At 62.1% G+C, this 18,149-nt stretch carries 15 protein-coding genes; 12 read left to right on the top strand and 3 right to left on the bottom strand.

Translation table 11 applies throughout. The features are described 5' to 3' along the window. Positions 1-388 precede the first annotated feature (388 nt). Positions 389-1,816 carry an IS1182 family transposase gene (locus DKB71_RS25815; RefSeq protein ID WP_408596762.1) on the bottom strand — a complete coding sequence of 476 codons (1,428 nt, stop codon included), beginning with the start codon at positions 1,814-1,816 and terminating at the stop codon, positions 389-391. Between the two features lie 265 nt (positions 1,817-2,081). Beyond that, the gene (locus DKB71_RS25810) at positions 2,082-2,597 is read right to left on the bottom strand and encodes a DUF2062 domain-containing protein (RefSeq protein WP_274072945.1); all 516 of its coding nucleotides are present in this window, start codon (positions 2,595-2,597) and stop codon (positions 2,082-2,084) included. A 136-nt stretch (positions 2,598-2,733) separates the two neighbouring features. Between DKB71_RS25810 and DKB71_RS25805 the strand changes: the two genes are divergently transcribed. The 12 genes from DKB71_RS25805 to DKB71_RS25750 all read left to right on the top strand — a co-directional run bounded on the left by DKB71_RS25805 (position 2,734) and on the right by DKB71_RS25750 (position 14,188). After that, on the top strand, positions 2,734-4,968 hold the full coding sequence (locus DKB71_RS25805) for a DNA internalization-related competence protein ComEC/Rec2 (protein ID WP_408598271.1): 2,235 nt from the start codon (positions 2,734-2,736) through the stop codon (positions 4,966-4,968). A 98-nt stretch (positions 4,969-5,066) separates the two neighbouring features. Then, a complete protein-coding gene (locus tag DKB71_RS25800; protein ID WP_008066570.1) occupies positions 5,067-5,702 on the top strand; it encodes a MotA/TolQ/ExbB proton channel family protein in 636 nt (211 codons plus the stop codon). Continuing rightward, entirely contained in the window at positions 5,699-6,127 is a 429-nt protein-coding gene (locus tag DKB71_RS25795; RefSeq protein ID WP_046817688.1) for a biopolymer transporter ExbD, read from the top strand. Before DKB71_RS25800 ends, DKB71_RS25795 begins: the two co-directional genes overlap by 4 nt. Next, positions 6,127-7,137 carry a tetraacyldisaccharide 4'-kinase gene (gene lpxK, locus DKB71_RS25790; RefSeq protein ID WP_274072947.1) on the top strand — a complete coding sequence of 337 codons (1,011 nt, stop codon included), beginning with the start codon at positions 6,127-6,129 and terminating at the stop codon, positions 7,135-7,137. The genes DKB71_RS25795 and lpxK overlap by 1 nt, the downstream gene beginning before the upstream one ends. A gap of 25 nt (positions 7,138-7,162) precedes the next feature. After that, positions 7,163-7,348 carry a Trm112 family protein gene (locus DKB71_RS25785; RefSeq protein WP_003179363.1) on the top strand — a complete coding sequence of 62 codons (186 nt, stop codon included), beginning with the start codon at positions 7,163-7,165 and terminating at the stop codon, positions 7,346-7,348. After that, positions 7,345-8,109, top strand: coding sequence for a 3-deoxy-manno-octulosonate cytidylyltransferase (gene kdsB / locus DKB71_RS25780; RefSeq protein ID WP_323608674.1), 765 nt, complete (start codon positions 7,345-7,347; stop codon positions 8,107-8,109). Before DKB71_RS25785 ends, kdsB begins: the two co-directional genes overlap by 4 nt. Continuing rightward, positions 8,109-8,573 (top strand): low molecular weight protein-tyrosine-phosphatase, encoded by a 465-nt coding sequence (locus DKB71_RS25775; RefSeq protein WP_408598269.1) that lies wholly within the window; start codon positions 8,109-8,111, stop codon positions 8,571-8,573. Before kdsB ends, DKB71_RS25775 begins: the two co-directional genes overlap by 1 nt. Beyond that, positions 8,570-9,589: a UDP-N-acetylmuramate dehydrogenase gene (gene murB, locus DKB71_RS25770; protein ID WP_408598267.1), complete on the top strand. Its 1,020-nt coding sequence runs from the start codon at positions 8,570-8,572 to the stop codon at positions 9,587-9,589. Before DKB71_RS25775 ends, murB begins: the two co-directional genes overlap by 4 nt. A gap of 240 nt (positions 9,590-9,829) precedes the next feature. Continuing rightward, positions 9,830-10,300: a (2Fe-2S)-binding protein gene (locus DKB71_RS25765; protein WP_323608675.1), complete on the top strand. Its 471-nt coding sequence runs from the start codon at positions 9,830-9,832 to the stop codon at positions 10,298-10,300. Next, on the top strand, positions 10,297-12,618 hold the full coding sequence (locus tag DKB71_RS25760) for a molybdopterin cofactor-binding domain-containing protein (RefSeq protein ID WP_408598264.1): 2,322 nt from the start codon (positions 10,297-10,299) through the stop codon (positions 12,616-12,618). The genes DKB71_RS25765 and DKB71_RS25760 overlap by 4 nt, the downstream gene beginning before the upstream one ends. Beyond that, the gene (locus tag DKB71_RS25755) at positions 12,618-13,601 is read left to right on the top strand and encodes an XdhC family protein (RefSeq protein WP_408598262.1); all 984 of its coding nucleotides are present in this window, start codon (positions 12,618-12,620) and stop codon (positions 13,599-13,601) included. The genes DKB71_RS25760 and DKB71_RS25755 overlap by 1 nt, the downstream gene beginning before the upstream one ends. Beyond that, positions 13,598-14,188 carry an NTP transferase domain-containing protein gene (locus DKB71_RS25750; protein ID WP_408598260.1) on the top strand — a complete coding sequence of 197 codons (591 nt, stop codon included), beginning with the start codon at positions 13,598-13,600 and terminating at the stop codon, positions 14,186-14,188. Before DKB71_RS25755 ends, DKB71_RS25750 begins: the two co-directional genes overlap by 4 nt. Before the next feature lie 179 nt (positions 14,189-14,367). Here the strand turns inward: DKB71_RS25750 and rne are convergent, their stop codons facing one another. Further along, positions 14,368-17,592 (bottom strand): ribonuclease E, encoded by a 3,225-nt coding sequence (gene rne / locus DKB71_RS25745; protein WP_408598258.1) that lies wholly within the window; start codon positions 17,590-17,592, stop codon positions 14,368-14,370. Positions 17,593-18,149: the final 557 nt, after the last annotated feature.

Here is an 18,149-nt window from a genome sequence, read left to right as displayed (position 1 = left end):
CTGTAGGAGCTGGCTTGCCAGCGATGGCGGCTTGACTGAGTACATATCCATTGCTGCGGTAACGGCCACTTATGGTTTCGCCCTTACGGCGAGTCACTTGGAAAAACGGAACGCCGCCCGGCCCTAAGTAACCAAGGGCTCTTGCCCCTGACGTTCGATGCCTCGCTGTGGCTCGGCATGCCCTCCTTCCGGTCCTGCTCCGTGGGCCCGCCGCCATCGGCCATCCATGGCCCAGAGTGTGTAAAAACTGATTCAAGCATGGTCGGCGCGTAGCGCCGACGGTGGTTGGCTGGCTAATTACACCTAAAGTGCTCTCCGTAGCTCCATTACGCTTCAATGCCACTCGTAGGGCTTCTCTGCTCGTCCATCGAGCAAAACAGGAGCCCTTTCAGGCCGTCAACGCTTTCATCAGGTTCTGCGCACCGAGGATTTTCATCACTCGCTTCAAGTTGTAAGCGAGCACATTCAAACTCATTTCGGTGCTCACTCCGGCAAGCCGTCGGGTCAAAAAGTGTGTCGCACCCATCCATTGTTTGAGCGTCCCGAAGGGATGCTCGACGGTCTGCTTGCGGATGCTCATCATCTGCGGCGTATTGGCCAGGCGAACCTGCATTTCCTCCAGCACAGTTTCATGTTCCCAGCGACGTATCTTTCGCTCTCTGGCCGGAGTGCATTGCGCCTTGATCGAACAGGACCGGCAGTTAGAGCTCCAGTAACTGTTCAACGTCCTGCCATTATCGACGTAAGAGTTGCGCCAGATCAGCGCTTCATGGGCTGGGCAGACGTACACATCGTTATCCGCGTCGTAAACAAATTCATTATTGCCGAAGCGACCTTCGTATTTGGCGCGCGAGCTCAGCGTCTTCGGTACATAAGCACTAATCCCTGCCTCGTGGCAGGCAAGGATCTCCCCGCTTTTGTAATACCCTCGGTCAGCCACCACCGACAACGATTGGAGTTTCATCGCCTCACGGGCCTGCAGCGCCATTGAACTGAGCTGATCACGGTCGTGACCCTCATTGGTCACCTCGTGCGCGACGATCAGATGGTGCTTGGTATCGACCGCCGCTTGGACGTTGTAACCCACGATGCCTTTGCCGCTCGTCATCATGGAGCGCGCGTCCGGGTCGGTCAGTGAGACCTGTTTGTCCGGCGACGCCTCAAGCTGTATTTCAATCGCTTGAAGCGCCTTCATCTGCTCCTTCAGTTTGGCGATTTTCTCCTCCAGCCCCCCTTTGGGCCCTGAAGGCTTGGTCTCTTCTCGATCAGCCGCATCCAGCGCCTTCAGATAATGGGCAATGCTCGATTCGATTTCTTCCATCCGACGCTTCAGCTTGGCGCTGGTGAAATTGCGGTCGCGGTGGTTCACCGCCTTGAATTTACTGCCGTCGATCGCAACGAGGTTTTCCGAGAAAAGCCCCAGTTGCTGACACAGCACGACAAACTGCCGACAGACGCCTCGAATGGCCTTGCCGTTGTCTTTGCGAAAGTTGGCGATGGTCTTGAAGTCCGGCATCAGCCGACCGGTAAGCCACATCAGTTCGACGTTGCGCTGCGCCTCGCGCTCAAGGCGCCGGCTCGACTGGATGCGATTGAGATAGCCGTAGATGTAGATCTTCAGCATGACTGCGGGGTGGTAAGCCGGTCGGCCCGTTTCAGCAGGGACGGCGCTTTGAAAACCCAAGGCGATCAGGTCGAGTTCATCCACGAAGACATCGACAACACGCACAGGATTGGTGTCGCTGACGTAATCGTCCAGGCTCTCGGGGAGCAAGGTACTTTGACCTCGGTGTTCACCTTGAATAAAGCGTTTCATGGGCAACCCTTGCGATGAAATCCTGGGGAATCATAGCAAGGGTTGGCTTGGATGTTTTGACACACTCTGGGCCGAGGGCGGCTAAACCGGCATCCATGCCGGTTTGCCCACTGCGCAGAACCTCCACTCGGCCTCTCGACGGGGCAAGAAAATCAAGATCAAAAGCCAAAGCAAAAGCGAGGCGAGCTAACGCTCGACCTTGTTGTTTGGTGGTACGCGTTGCATTCCAAATCAAAACGGCGCCTTATGGCGCCGTTTTGCATTGTCACAGCCGACTTTGCTTGCGCCGACGCCACTGTCGCGCCACCCACCAGCGCCAATACATCATCACCAGGCAATAGGCCAACGCCCCCAGCACCAACCCGGTCACCACCGATCCCAGCAAAAACGGTTGCCACAAGGTCGAGAGCTCGCCGCTGATCCATTCCCAGGTCAGCTCGTCCGGCAGATGGCGCGGCGGAACGTCCATCAGCCAGGCACCGGTCTGGTAGGTGCAGAAGAACACGGCCGGCATGGTGATCGGGTTGGTCAGCCAGACCAGGCTGACCGCAATCGGCATGTTGCCGCGCACGATGATCGCAAGAATCGCCGCCACCAGCATCTGCAATGGAATCGGCAGGAATGCCGCGAACAGGCCGACCGCCATGGCCCGGGCCACGGAATGGCGATTGAGGTGCCAGAGGTTCGGGTCATGCAGCAGGGTGCCGAGAAAGCGTAAGGACTTGTGTTCCCTGATGCTGGTCGGGTCTGGCATGTAACGTTTGAATAATCGCCGGGGCATAAGGCTTCTCGGTCGGTCAGGTCGGCAAGTATGTCTGGATTCCATGAGGCGCCCATTCAGACTTTGTGACAATTGTTAACGACGGACGTGCCCTGCGCGGGCTATGCCTAGGGACGGGACTCTCAAGGACGGGCTTATGCGCACAGGGATGATGGCGCTGGCGTTGGGTCTGTTGGCCTTGCGTTTTTTACCGGTGTTACCGCCGGTCTGGTTGTGGTTGTTGATGCCGGTGGCAGGTTTGATTTTGCTGCCGTTCAGGACGTATCCGGCGGCGTTTTTCCTGTTCGGCCTGAGTTGGGCTTGCGCCCATGCGCAATGGGCCCTGGACGATCGGCTGGCGCCGACCCTCGACGGGGAAACGCGCTGGCTTGAAGGGCGGGTGACCGGGTTGCCGCAGAACGCCGAAGGGGTGGTGCGTTTCGAACTGACCGACAGCCGGTCACGCCGCAGCGACCTGCCGCGACATTTGCGCCTGGCCTGGTACGACGGCCCGCCGGTCAACAGCGGCGAACAGTGGCGGCTGGCGGTCAAGCTGAAGCGACCTGGGGGTTTGCTCAATCCCCATGCGTTCGACTATGAGGCCTGGCTACTGGCGCAACGCATCGGTGCGACCGGGACCGTCAAGGCCGGGGAGCGACTGGCGCCAGCCCGGTGGGCCTTGCGCGACGGTGTCCGGCAGCGGCTGCAGGCTGTGGACGCCCAGGGGCGAACGGGCGTGCTGACAGCGTTGGTGCTGGGCGACGGCGCGGGGCTCAGTCGCGAGGATTGGCAGGTGTTGCAAGACACCGGCACTGTGCATCTGCTGGTGATTTCCGGGCAACACGTCGGCTTGTTGGCTGGGATGGTTTATCTGTTGATCGCCGGGCTTGCCCGTTTTGGCTTGTGGCCAGGCCGTCTGCCTTGGTTGCCCTGGGCCTGCGGCCTGGCTTTTGCAGCCGCCCTGGGATATGGGCTGTTGGCTGGTTTCGAGGTGCCGGTTCGCCGAGCCTGCCTGATGATTGGCCTGGTACTGCTGTGGCGCCTTCGCTTTCGTCACCTGGGTGCGTGGTGGCCGCTGTTGCTGGCACTCAATGGCGTCTTGCTGATGGACCCGTTGGCGAGTCTGCAGCCGGGATTCTGGCTGTCCTTCGCGGCCGTGGCGGTGTTGATCTTCACCTTCGGTGGTCGCTTGGGCCCTTGGCCATGGTGGCAAACCTGGACCCGTGCCCAGTGGCTGATCGCAATCGGCCTTGGCCCGTTCTTGCTGGTCCTGGGATTGCCGATCAGCCTCAGCGGCCCACTGGTCAATTTGCTGGCGGTGCCCTGGATCAGCCTGGTGGTGCTGCCTCCGGCATTGCTCGGGACTTTGTTATTGCCGGTGCCCCACGTCGGCGAGTGGTTACTGTGGCTGGCGGGCGGTTTGATCGATTGGCTGTTCACCGCGCTGGCACTGGTCGCCGGCAAGGTGCCCGCGTGGCTGCCCGCGGCCATCCCGTTGTGGGTCTGGGGCCTCGGCACTCTGGGTGCCTTTCTGTTGTTGCTGCCGCGAGGCGTGCCCCTGCGTCCGCTAGGATGGCCTTTGCTGCTGCTTCTGGTTTTTCCTCCGCGGCCGCTGCTACCCGAAGGCATTGCCGAGGTTTGGCAACTGGATGTGGGCCAAGGGTTGGCGATCATGGTGCGTACTCGCCATCACACGCTGCTGTATGACGCTGGCCCGCGTTTTCGAGATCTCGACCAGGGCGCGCGGGTGGTACTGCCAGCGTTACGCAAACTGGGGGTGAAGGAGATTGACCTGATGTTGATCAGCCATGCCCATGCCGATCACGCCGGTGGCGCCCGGGCCGTTGCCAATGGGTTGCCGGTGAAACGGGTGGTCAGTGGCGAACCTGCCGACCTGCCTGCCGGGTTGCAGGCCGAGGGCTGTGAGAGCGGCCGGCAATGGACGTGGGACGGGGTCGAGTTCCGGCTTTGGCATTGGCCACAGGCCAGGGACAGCAATCAGAATTCCTGCGTCTTGCAGATAACAGCCAATGGCGAGCGCTTGCTGCTCAGCGGTGACATCGACAGCAGCGCCGAGCGCGCGTTGCTCGACAGCCCATTGGCCGTGCCCACCGACTGGTTGCAGGCCCCGCACCACGGCAGCCGCAGTTCGTCGTCGATGGCGCTGCTCAATGTCTTGCAGCCCAAGGCGGTGCTGATCTCCCGTGGCCAGGGCAACTCGTTCGGTCATCCGCATGCGGTGGTGATTGCCCGCTATCGAAATCGCGGCACGGCGATCTACGACAGCGCGCAGCAAGGCGCCGTTCATCTGCAACTGGGGCGTTTCGAGCCGCCACGCGCGATGCGTCAAGAACGGCGCTTCTGGCGCGATCCACCACCCCCGGGCAAATAACCGGGCGTTAGCAAAGGCCGACCGGATGCGACATCACAGTCTTCGGTGCGCCCACCCCCTATGTTAGAGTGGCGCACTTTTTCGAGGGGACTGTCACTGTGTGGGAATTGGTCAAATCCGGCGGCTGGATGATGCTGCCGATCATCCTGAGTTCCATCGCGGCAATGGCGATCGTTGCCGAACGTCTGTGGACCCTGCGAGCCAGTCGCGTGACCCCGGAGCATTTGCTCGGGCAGGTCTGGGTCTGGATCAAGGACAAGCAACTGAACAAGGAAAAGCTCAAGGAGCTGCGCGCCAATTCGCCCCTGGGTGAAATCCTGGCCGCGGGCCTGGCCAACTCCCGGCATGGTCGCGAGATCATGAAGGAATGCATCGAAGAGGCTGCCGCGCGGGTCATCCACGAGCTGGAACGCTACATCAATGCCCTCGGCACCATCGCCGCGATGGCCCCGTTGCTGGGGCTTTTGGGTACGGTGCTGGGCATGATCGACATTTTCAGTGCGTTCATGGGCACGGGCATGACCACCAACGCCGCAGTGCTCGCCGGGGGTATCTCCAAGGCGCTGATCACCACGGCTGCCGGTTTGATGGTCGGTATCCCTTCGGTATTCTTCCACCGTTTCCTGCAACGCCGGATCGATGAGCTGGTGGTGGGCATGGAGCAGGAAGCGATCAAGCTGGTCGAAGTGGTGCAGGGTGATCGTGACGTGGATCTGGCGGGGGTCAAAGCGTGAAATTCCGCCGCAAGCAACGGGAGAATGTGGACATCAACCTCGCGTCGCTGATCGACGTGGTGTTTATCCTGCTGCTGTTTTTTGTCGTGACCACGACCTTCACCCGTGAAACCCAGTTGCGCGTCGATCTGCCCGAAGCGGTCAGCGGCGCGCCTTCCGACGACCAGACCCGGCAGCTGGATATCGCGATCAGCGCCGACGGAGTGTTTTCGGTGAACAACCAGGTATTGCCCAAAAGCGACCTGGCGACGCTGATGGATGCCCTGCAGAAACAATCCAATGGCGACACCAGCCGGCCGCTGTCCATCAGCGCCGACGGAAAATCCCAGCATCAGTCGGTCATCACCGCCATGGACGCCGCCGGCAAGCTTGGCTTCAGCCATTTGCGCATGACCACAGTCGAGGCGGCGCCGCCCGCGCCCTGATGGCCATGTCCGATCGCCTGCTCGCCGCGTGGTACCGAGGCCATCCGGCCCTGAAACTGCTGCAGCCGCTGGAGTGGTTGTACCGGCGCGTGGTCAACAACAAGCGCCAGCGCTTTCTGGCGGGCGAGGGTGAGATCTATCAGCCACCGGTACCGCTGATCGTGGTGGGCAACATCACCGTCGGCGGCACCGGCAAGACCCCGCTGATCCTGTGGATGATCCAGCACTGTCAACGCAGCGGCTTGCGGGTCGGCGTGGTCAGCCGCGGTTACGGCGCCAAGCCTGCGCAATTGCCATGGCGGGTCGAGGCGGATCAAGGGGCCGAGATCGCTGGCGATGAGCCGCTGTTGATCGTGCAGCGTACTGGCGTGCCCTTGATGATCGATCCAGATCGCAGCGCGGCGGTCAAAGCCTTGCTGGCCAGTGAGCCGCTGGACCTGATCCTGTCCGATGACGGCATGCAGCATTACCGCCTGGCGCGGGACCTGGAGCTGGTGCTGATCGATGCCGCCCGTGGCCTGGGCAACCGCCGTTGCCTGCCGGCCGGGCCACTGCGTGAACCGGTCGAGCGTCTGCAAAGTGTCGACGCGGTGCTCTACAACGGCGCCACGGCCGACAGCGGTGACGGCTTCGCCTTCCAGTTGCAACCGACCGCACTGGTCAACCTGCAAAGCGGCGAACGGCGCCCGCTCGATCACTTTCCCGCGGGCCAGGCGCTGCATGCCGTGGCCGGGATCGGTAACCCGCAGCGTTTCTTCAGGACCCTCGAAACGTTACACTGGCAGCCGGTCCCGCACGCGTTCGCCGACCACGCCGAATACAGCGTGCAGGCCTTGAATTTCAATCCGCCATTGCCATTGGTGATGACCGAAAAGGACGCGGTGAAGTGCCGTGCCTTCGCCGCCGCCGACTGGTGGTACCTGGCGGTCGACGCTGTGCCGTCGCCAGCCTTCACGGCCTGGTTCGATACACAGTTGATGCGCCTGTTGCCGGCTCGTCTTTTGCCTTAACTCCGTTTCTATCCAGGGAATGTTCATGGACACCAAATTGCTCGACATCCTCGCTTGCCCGGTCTGTAAAGGTCCGCTCAAGCTCAGCGCCGACAAGACCGAGCTGATCAGCAAGGGCGCTGGCCTTGCATACCCGATTCGCGACGGCATCCCGGTCATGCTCGAAAGCGAAGCCCGCACCCTGACCACCGACGAGCGTCTGGATAAATGACTACAGCCTTTACCGTTGTTATTCCTGCGCGCTATGCCTCAACCCGTCTGCCGGGCAAACCGCTGCTGTTGATCGCCGGCAAGCCGATGATCCAGCACGTGTGGGAACAGGCGTGCAAAAGCAGCGCCGAGCGTGTGGTAGTGGCCACGGACGACGTACGCATCGCCCAGGCCTGCGAAGGGTTTGGTGCGCAAGTGGTGATGACTCGCGTAGATCACAACTCCGGCACCGATCGCCTGGCCGAAGTCGCAGCGAAGCTGGGCCTGGCGCCTGACGCGATCGTGGTCAACGTCCAGGGTGACGAGCCGCTGATCCCGCCAAGTGTCATCGATCAGGTGGCCGTCAACCTGGCGGCCCACCCTGAAGCGCGCATGGCCACCCTGGCCGAGCCAATCGAAGACGTCGAGAGTCTGTTCAATACCAACGTGGTCAAGGTCGTCAGCGACCTCAATGGCCTGGCACTGACCTTCAGTCGCGCCACCTTGCCATGGGCCCGGGACACCTTCGCCAAGAGCCTCGAGCAGTTGCCGGAAGGTGTGCCGTATCGCCGCCACATCGGCATCTATGCCTACCGCGCCGGTTTCCTGCATGACTTCGTCAGCTGGGGCCCGTGCTGGCTGGAAAACACCGAATGCCTGGAACAGCTGCGTGCCTTGTGGCACGGGGTGCGGATTCACGTCGCCGATGCGCTGATCGCGCCGCCGGCCGGTGTCGATACCCTTGAAGACCTTGAGCGCGTTCGTCGCCTGCTGGAGGCCTGATGCGGGTTCTGTTTGTCTGCCTGGGCAATATCTGCCGTTCACCCACGGCCGAAGGTGTACTGCGGCATAAACTGCGCGAAGCGGGGCTGGCCGATCAAGTCGAAGTGGCCTCCGCCGGTACCGGCGACTGGCACGTGGGCAGTGCACCGGACAAGCGCAGCCAGGCGGCGGCGAAAAAGCGCGGTTATGATTTGTCCGCCCAGCGCGCCCAGCAGGTCACCCGCGCCGATTTCGCCGAGTACGACCTGATCCTGGCAATGGACAACAGCAACCTGCGCAACCTCATGGATTTGCAACCGGCCAAGGGCAGGGCGGAGCTGGACCTGTTCCTGCGTCGCTACCCGTCGGAGATCGAAGAAGTCCCGGACCCGTACAACGACAGTGAGCATGGCTTTGAAATTGTGTTGGACCTGATCGAGCGCGCCAGTGACCTGCTGGTGATCGAACTGAAGGAACGGTTATGAGTTTGCAGGTGCGATCAGGGGTTTCACTCAAGCCGTTCAACAGCTTTGGCGTGGATGTCCAGGCCCGTCTGTTCGCCGAGGCCCACAGCGACGCTGATGTGCGTGAGGCCCTGGCTTATGCACGGGAGCACCAGGTGCCCTTGCTGGTGATCGGCGGTGGCAGCAACTTGCTGCTGACGGCCGATGTTGAATCACTGGTACTGCGCATGGCCAGCCGCGGAATCCGCGTGATCAGCGACGATGGCAGCAAAGTCGTGATCGAGGCCGAGGCGGGCGAGCCCTGGCATCCGTTCGTGCAACACACCCTGGTGCAGGGCTTGTCGGGCCTGGAAAACCTCAGCCTGATTCCCGGCACCGTGGGCGCCGCGCCCATGCAGAACATCGGCGCCTATGGCGTGGAGATCAAGGATGTGTTCGCCGGCCTGACCGCCCTTGATCGCCAGAGTGGCGAGTTGCGCGACTTCAGCCTGCAAGAATGCAACTTCGCTTACCGCGACAGTGTGTTCAAGCAGGAACCTGGGCGCTGGTTGATCCTGCGCGTGCGTTTCATCCTCGATCGCGCTGCACAGCTGCACCTGGAATATGGTCCGGTGCGTCAGCGCCTGACCGAACAGGGCATCGATCATCCGACCGCCACGGACGTCAGCCAGGCCATCTGCAGCATTCGCAACGAGAAACTCCCGGACCCGGCGGTGCTCGGCAATGCCGGCAGCTTTTTCAAGAATCCCCTGGTGCCAGCGGCGCTGGTCGCCCGGCTCAAGGGCGAATACCCCGACCTGGTGGCCTACGCGCAACCCGACGGGCAGATGAAACTGGCGGCGGGCTGGCTGATCGAGCGGGCAGGGTGGAAAGGTTTCCGCGAGGCCGATGCCGGCGTGCACAAGATGCAGGCACTGGTGCTGGTCAATTACGGCAGTGCGACGGGATTGCAACTGCTGGACCTGGCGCAGCGCATCCAGAAAGACATTGCAGAGCGTTTTCATGTTGATCTGGAAATGGAGCCCAACCGGTATTGAAGCTAAGCTTTCATGACGGATTGCCAAAGCCCTGTACAACTCACGTTGTGCAGGGCTTTTTTGTTAATGCAGGCTTAACCTGGTCTGCTGACGATGCAAGCATTTGCTCCACCAAAGGCCCGGTGCAGACGTGTCCGTTCGCACAAGAGAGCCCATTAGCCTGAGTCGATCTGCGTTACCCACCAATGATCCATCGGCAGATTGCTCGACCCATAACCCAAGCACTATGCGGGCGTGCCCATGATTACCCTGAAACTCAACGGTCAAGACCATCCGCTCGACGTCACCGAGGATATGCCCTTGCTCTGGGCGATCCGCGACGTGGCCGGTTACAACGGCACTAAATTCGGCTGTGGCATGGGCCTTTGCGGCGCCTGCACGATTCATATCGAAGGTGCCCCGGCGCGCAGTTGCATCACGCCGATCGGCTCGGTCGTCGGCCAGAATGTCACCACCATCGACAACCTGCATGCCGACCCGGTGGGCAAAGTCGTGCAGCAGGCCTGGCTCGATACGGCCGTGGCCCAATGCGGTTACTGCCAGGGCGGGCAGATCATGTCCGCCACCGCGCTGCTCAAGACCAACCCGAACCCGAGCGACGAACAGATCGAAGAGGCAATGGTCGGCAACATCTGCCGCTGCGGCACCTACAACCGCATCAAGACCGCCATCCGCCAGGCATCCACTCACCTGAAGGAGGCCAAGGCATGAGCCGGTTACCCGATGATTTCGCCCTGAGCAACCTCAGTCGGCGTGGTTTTCTCAAGGGTGTGGGCGCCGCCAGTGCACTGGTGGTCGCCGCGAGCTGGGGCTGGCAGGACGCATTTGCCGAAGAAGCGCAGAAAAAGTTCGGTGCCGACGGCATGCCCCACGGCTGGGTCGACGATCCCAAGGTTTATGTGAGTATCGCCACTGATGGCACGGTGACAGTGGTATGCAACCGTTCGGAAATGGGCCAGGGCGTACGGACCAGCCTGACCATGGTGGTGGCCGATGAACTGGAAGCCGATTGGGCACGGGTCAAGGTGCAGCAGGCGCCGGGCGATGAAGTGCGCTTCGGCAACCAGGACACCGATGGTTCGCGCAGCATGCGCCACTGGTACGAGCCGATGCGTCGCTGCGGTGCCGCCGCGCGGACCATGCTCGAACAGGCCGCCGCCGACCAGTGGAAAGTGCCGGTGGGCGAATGCCATGCCCAGCTGCATAAAGTCATCCACAAGCCTTCCGGGCGTGAGCTGGAGTATGGCGCCCTGGCCACAGCTGCCAGCGCCCTGGCCGTGCCGGCACGGGACAGCTTGCGACTCAAGCAGCCCGCGGAATTTCGCTATATCGGCAAGGAAGGCACCAAGGCCATCGATGGCGACGACATCGTCAACGGTCGCGCGGTATACGGCGCCGACGTGCATTTCGATGGCATGCTGTTCGCCACCATTGCCCGGCCGGCGGTGTACGGCGGCAAGGTCAAGAGCTTCGATGGCAGTGCGGCGATGAAAGTGCCGGGGGTGGTCAAGGTCATCCAGATCGAGAGCCGTCCCTTGCCCTCGGAGTTTCAACCCCTGGGCGGCATCGCAGTGGTGGCCAGCAACACTTGGGCAGCGATCAAGGGGCGCGATGCGCTGAAAATCGAATGGGACGATGGCCCTAACGCCAGCTACGACTCGATTGCCTACCGCAAGGAGCTGGAGGCCGCCTCGCTCAAACCCGGAAAAGTGGTGCGCAACACCGGCAATATCGACGAGGCCATGAGCGGCGCCGACAGCACGCTGGAAGCCTCCTACTACTTGCCGCACCTGTCACAATCGCCAATGGAGCCGATGGTCGCCATCGCTCGCTACAAGGACGGAGTGTGCGAAGCCTGGGGGCCAAGCCAGGCGCCACAGGTCACCCGCGAGCGGATCGGTGAACGCCTGGGCGTGCCCTTCGATAACGTTACGTTCAACGTGACGCTGCTGGGCGGTGGCTTCGGGCGCAAATCCAAACCCGACTTCATCATCGAAGCGGCGATCCTGGCCAAGGAATTCCCCGGCAAGGCGGTGCGGGTGCAATGGACCCGCGAAGACGATATCCACTGTTCGTATTTTCACACCGTGTCGGCCGAATACCTCAAGGCCAGCCTGAACAAGGATGGGCTGCCTTCCGGCTGGCTGCACCGTACGGTGGCGCCGAGTATCACCGCGTTGTTCGCCCCGGGCATGAACCACGAGGCGGCCTTCGAATTGGGCATGGGCTTCACCAACATGGCCTACGCGATTCCCAACATTCGCCTGGAAAACCCCGAGGCCACCGTGCATACGCGGGTGGGCTGGTATCGCTCGGTGTCGAACATCCCCCACGGCTTTGCGATCCAGAGCTTCATCGATGAACTGGCGCACAAGGCCGGGGAGGACCCGCTCAAGTACCAGGTCAGGCTGCTCGGCCCGGACCGTCAGATCGATCCGCGTACCTTGAGTGAAGAGTGGAACTACGGTGAATCGCCCGAGCGTTATCCGATCGACACCGCGCGATTGCGCACGGTGCTGGAAACCGCCGCCAAGGCCGCCGGCTGGGGCCGCGAGTTGCCCAAAGGCCGGGGCCTGGGCCTGGCGGTGCATTACAGCTTCGTGACCTACGTGGCGGCGGTGATCGAAGTCGAGGTCAAGGACGACGGTAGCTTGATCGTGCACAAGGCCGACATCGCCGTGGATTGCGGTCCGCAGATCAACCCCGAACGGATTCGCGCGCAGTTCGAGGGGGCCTGTGTCATGGGCCTGGGCAACGCGGTGCTGGGCGAAATCAGCTTCAAGGACGGCAAGGTCCAGCAGGACAACTTCCACATGTACGAAGTAGCGCGCATGTCCCTGGCGCCCAGGGAAGTCGCGGTGCACCTGGTCACGCCGCCGGGCGAGGTGCCGTTGGGCGGTGTCGGCGAACCGGGTGTGCCGCCGATTGCGCCGGCCCTGTGCAACGCGATCTTCGCCGCCACCGGCAAGCGTATCCGCGACCTGCCGATCCGTTATCAATTGCAGGGCTGGCAGAAGGTCCAGGCGTGATGGACAGTGCCGATCTGAATGTCTTGCGCAGCGTGCTGGAGTGGCGCCGCGCCGGCCAGAGGGTGATCCTGTACAGCGTCGTGCAGACCTGGGGCACCGCGCCCCGGGCGCCTGGCGCCATGCTGGCGCTGCGTGAGGACGGCGTGGTGATCGGCTCGGTGTCCGGTGGTTGTGTCGAGGACGACCTGATCGCACGGTTGCATGACGGTCGCATCACGGCCGACGGGCCGCCGGTGCAACTGATCACCTACGGGGTGAGCCGTGAGGAGGCGGCTCGGTTCGGTTTACCCTGCGGCGGCACCTTGCGCTTGACTGAGGAGCGCGTCGGCGATCCTGCGTGGGTCGCCGAGCTGCTGGCGCGCTGCCAAGCCCATGAAATCGTCGCACGTTCGCTGGATATCGCCACCGGAGAGGTGATTTTGAAGCCCGCCGACAAGACTGATGTGCTGGCTTTCGATGGCCAGACCCTGCGGGCCATCTATGGCCCGCGCTGGCGCTTGCTATTGATTGGCGCCGGGCAGTTGTCCCGCTATGTCGCCGAGATGGCGCGGTTGCTGGATTTCGAAGTATTGATTTGCGACCCGCGCAGCGAGTTCGTCTACGGCTGGGAGGAACAGCACGGTCGATTCGTCTCGGGCATGCCCGATGAGGCGGTGGTGAACATACAGACAGACGAGCGCACGGCCATCGTCGCCCTGACTCACGACCCCCGCCTGGATGACATGGCCCTGCTCACGGCCCTGGACTCCCGGGCCTTTTATGTCGGCGCGCTGGGCTCGCGCATCAACAGCCAGCGGCGGCGGGACAACCTGGCTCAGCTCGGCTTGTCGCAACAGGCCATCGAGCGGCTGCATGGTCCGGTCGGCTTGCACATCGGCAGCCACAGCCCGGCGGAAATCGCCTTGTCGCTGATGGCCGAGATTGTCGCAATCAAGAATGGCGTCGAGCTCAAGCAGAAAAAACCGCTGCGGGAGGGTGTATGAGTGAATCCATCGGGGTGATCGTGTTGGCGGCGGGGCAGGGCAGTCGCTTTCGACAGGTCGCCGGTGACGAAAAGGACAAGCTGCTGGCTGATTGCACGGGGCGTGATGGGACGGTTCGATCGGTGATCGAACAGGTTCTGGTCAATCTGCCTGCCACCTTGGAAAAACGCATGCTGGTGACCACGGCGGATCGCCCGCAAGTGAGCCGCATGGCCAAGGCCTATGGCTGTGAGATCGTCCTGATCGAATCGACCGGGATGGGCGACAGCATTGCGGCCGGGGTGACGGCGTGTGCGCAGCTTGAGGGTTGGCTGATGGTGCTGGGGGATATGCCGTTCATCCTGCCTTCAAGTATCGAACAGGTGGTGGCGAACATCGCCGATGACTGCATCAGTGTGCCGGTGCAGGAGGGTGAGTACGGGCATCCGGTGGGCTTCGGGCGCAGCTTTGGTCCGGGTTTGATGGCATTGGCGGGTGATCGTGGCGCCAAGGCGCTTTTTGCCCAGGGGCGTGTGGTTGAAGTGACGGTGGATGATCCAGGCGTGTTGTGGGATGTGGATGTACCGCAGAGGCTGAATTTCAAGTAACCGAAGATCCCCTGTGGGAGCGGGCTTGCTCGCGAAAGCGGCGGGTCAGACGACATCACTATCGACTGGTCGACCGCCTTCGCGAGCAAGCCCGCTCCCACAGGGGATCGGTGTGATGTTCGCAAATAAAAAAGCCCCGCCTGGCATCACCAGGCGGGGCTTTTCATTAGCCGAGGAAATCAGACGAGAGGTTTAGGCTCGTGCTCTTTTTCCTGGGCTTGCTCGTGTTGCACAACCGCTTCCTGAACGGAGCGAGGCGCTTCGGCGATTACCGATTCAGCCTGCTCGGCAGCGACTTCGGCAGCCGGGGCAGGAGCTGCCTCGACCACTTCGGCAGCAACCGGCGCTGGCTCGTCAGCGACAACCGGAGCAGCAGCGGCCGCCAATTCGGCTTCGCGCTGCAGACGCTCTTCTTCACGCTTGCGGCGACGCACTTCACGTGGGTCGTTCGGCGCACGGCCACTTGGCGTCAGGGCGCTGACAGGGGCCGTTTCGACCACTGGAGCGGCAACTTCGGCAACAACCGGCGCTTCAACCACTGGAGCAGGCTCGGCAGCCGCGACAACCGGCTCGGAGACTACCGGTTCAGCCACTTCGGCTTCAGCAGCTGGTGCCGGAGCAGGCGTTTCGACTACAGCTGGCTCGGCAACCCAGTTGAAGGCGGTTTGCTCTTCGCGAACTTCACGAACGGCTTCGGTCACGGTTTCAGTAACGGTTTCAGCAACCACGGTCGGCTCAGCGGCAGCTTCAACCACTGGCTGTGCTTCTGGCGCTGCTGCCACTTCGATTTCCGGCGAGGCGGTGACTTCGACCGGCGTCGTCGCTTCCACGACTGGTGCTTCGACCGGAGCCGATTCCAGGGTGGCGGCAGTGGCGCGTTCGGCTTGCTCGTTGGCCTGTGCTTCGGCCGGAGCGCTGATCACGCTGCTGGCAACGGCGGCGGTAACCGCCAGGCCGGCGGCCAGGTCAGCAGTGCTAGGCGCTTCATTGCTTTCGCCGGCTTCGGACTCATCCGAACCCTCGATCACGTTGCCATTGGCATCACGCTGACGCTCGCGACGGTTGCTGCGACGACGCTGGCCACGGGAGCGGCGGCGTGGACGGTCGCCTTCGGCGCCCTCCTGACCGTCTTCCTGCAGTTGCTCTTCGTTGCCGGTCAGCTCTTCTTCAACAACGGCTGGCGCTTGTTCGGCACGAGGTTGACGTTCTTCACGCGGTGGGCGTGGAGCGCGTTCTTCCCGTGGCGGGCGGGCCGGGCGTTCTTCAGTGGCAGCAGCCGGAGTAGCAGCGGCAGCGGCAGCGGCTGGAGCGACGGCGTCCAGAGGCTCACGCAGTTCACGCACACGCTCTTCACGCTCGCCACGTGGCTTGCGATCTTCGCGTGGGGCGCGGGGTGCACGTTCTTCACGTGGCGCGCGCGGTGCGCGTTCTTCGCGGGCTACGGCCGGGGTTTCTTCGCGGGTTTCGCGAGGCTCACGGACTTCGCGAGGCTGACGCTCTTCGCGCGGTTCGCGTGGTGCACGCTCTTCACGAGGTGCGCGCTCTTCACGTGGCTTGCGCTCTTCATCGCGGCGACCGTTACGGTTGCGGCTCTGCTGGCGGCCGTTGCGACGCTCTTCGTTGCTACGGGCTGGACGCTCGGTGGCAGCCGGTTTTTCGACCACGGCTGGAGCCACTGGCTCTTCCTTGGTGGCGAACAGGCTGACCAGCGACTTGACCAGGCCTTTGAACAGGCTTGGCTCGGGTACGGCGACAGGTGCGGCAACCGGAGCGGCGACGACTTCGGTCGGAACCGGAGCATTGGCGCGGGCTGGAGCTGTCTTGACCGCGGCTTCCTGGCGAACCAGGGTGCGGGTCGCGGCAGCGGGTTGCACTTCTTCCACTTCGGCAGCGGCAGCGGCGATTTCGTAGCTGGACTGGTTGATCGCGGCTTCCGGGCTGTCATCGCGCAGGCGCTGCACTTCGAAGTGCGGCGTTTCGAGGTGATCGTTCGGCAGGATGACGATGCGGGCACGGGTGCGCAGTTCGATCTTGGTGATCGAGTTGCGTTTTTCGTTGAGCAGGAACGCGGCCACCGGGATCGGCACTTGTGCACGAACTTCGGCGGTACGGTCTTTCAGGGCTTCTTCTTCGATCAGGCGCAGGATCGCCAGGGACAGCGATTCAACGTCACGGATGATGCCGGTGCCGTTGCAACGCGGGCAAACGATGCCGCTGCTTTCACCCAGGGATGGACGCAGGCGCTGACGGGACATTTCCAGCAGGCCGAAGCGCGAGATGCGACCGACTTGCACGCGAGCGCGGTCGGCTTCCAGGCATTCGCGGACTTTTTCTTCCACGGCGCGCTGGTTCTTGGCAGGGGTCATGTCGATGAAGTCGATGACGATCAGGCCGCCGATGTCGCGCAGGCGCAATTGACGGGCGATTTCTTCGGCGGCTTCAAGGTTGGTCTGCAGGGCGGTTTCTTCGATATCGCTGCCTTTGGTGGCACGTGCCGAGTTGATGTCGATGGACACCAGGGCTTCGGTCGGGTCGATAACGATGGAACCACCGGAAGGCAGTTCGACCACGCGCTGGAAGGCGGTTTCGATCTGGCTTTCGATCTGGAAGCGGTTGAACAGCGGAACGCTGTCTTCGTACAGCTTGATCTTGCTGGCGTACTGCGGCATCACCTGGCGGATGAAGGTCAGGGCTTCGTCCTGGGCTTCGACGCTGTCGATCAGCACTTCGCCGATGTCCTGGCGCAGGTAATCGCGGATCGCGCGGATGATCACGTTGCTTTCCTGGTAGATCAGGAAAGGCGCGGAACGATCCAGCGAAGCTTCTTTGATGGCGGTCCACAGTTGCAGCAGGTAGTCGAGGTCCCACTGCATTTCTTCGCTGCTGCGGCCGAGGCCGGCAGTGCGCACGATCAGGCCCATGTCGGCCGGTGCAACCAGGCCGTTCAGCGCTTCACGCAGTTCGTTGCGCTCTTCACCTTCAATGCGACGGGAGATACCGCCGGCACGCGGGTTGTTCGGCATCAGCACCAGGTAACGACCGGCCAGGCTGATGAAGGTGGTCAGGGCCGCGCCCTTGTTGCCACGTTCTTCTTTTTCGACCTGAACGATGACTTCCTGGCCTTCGCTCAGGACGTCCTTGATGTTGACGCGGCCTTCAGGGGCTTTCTTGAAGTATTCGCGGGAGATTTCTTTGAGGGGCAGGAAGCCGTGGCGCTCAGAGCCGAAATCGACAAAGGCAGCCTCAAGGCTTGGTTCGATGCGAGTAATCCGGCCTTTATAGATGTTGGCCTTCTTCTGCTCGCGTGCACCGGATTCGATGTCCAGGTCGTAGAGGCGTTGGCCATCTACCAGTGCAACACGCAACTCTTCGGGTTGAGTTGCGTTAATCAGCATTCTTTTCATGTAGTACCGTCGGTTTCCGGGCTGCCGGAAACGGCGTTCGGCACACACGACTTCTCATGGTCGGTGTCAGGTGCGTCGGGAGTGGTTGGCCATTCCCGTGTCCAGCGAAGTCCGGCCAATGTGGGCCTTCATCGCGACGTACGCGTCCTGCTTGCTGTGGCTACTTAAGCACTCAGTCAGGAGGAGGAATCAACCGGCGGCTGTGGACGAGATGAAGCGTCTTGATAAAGCCTATTGCTACACAGGCCAGCGGTTGTGCATCTCCACCCTACACGTATCCCTGATAATTCGGGTGCTGCCGCGCGCAGAATCCGCAGCGGGTTGGCATTTACCGTGAGCTCCGAAAGGGGAGGGTCACGCATCATGGCTAATTTAGGCGTTGTTTCCGTAGCATTCGCTCGGGGTCATTCGCAGCTGACTGCACTTTGTGAACTGGCCGTGAATATTCACTCGCAGGACGAGTCAAAACTCTGTTCTGCGGCTTGATTCAGGCCTCATGTCACCTGCGCTTGTTACACCTGCAAACTCCACCGTTACGTAGCGAAAGCCCCGTAGGA

The organism is Pseudomonas sp. PLMAX, assembly GCF_046042685.1.
In the GTDB taxonomy this organism is placed as follows: Bacteria; Pseudomonadota; Gammaproteobacteria; order Pseudomonadales; family Pseudomonadaceae; genus Aquipseudomonas; species Aquipseudomonas putida_AE.
Note: the sequence above shows the minus strand (reverse complement) of the source record. Positions and strands in the feature narration are given on the sequence as shown.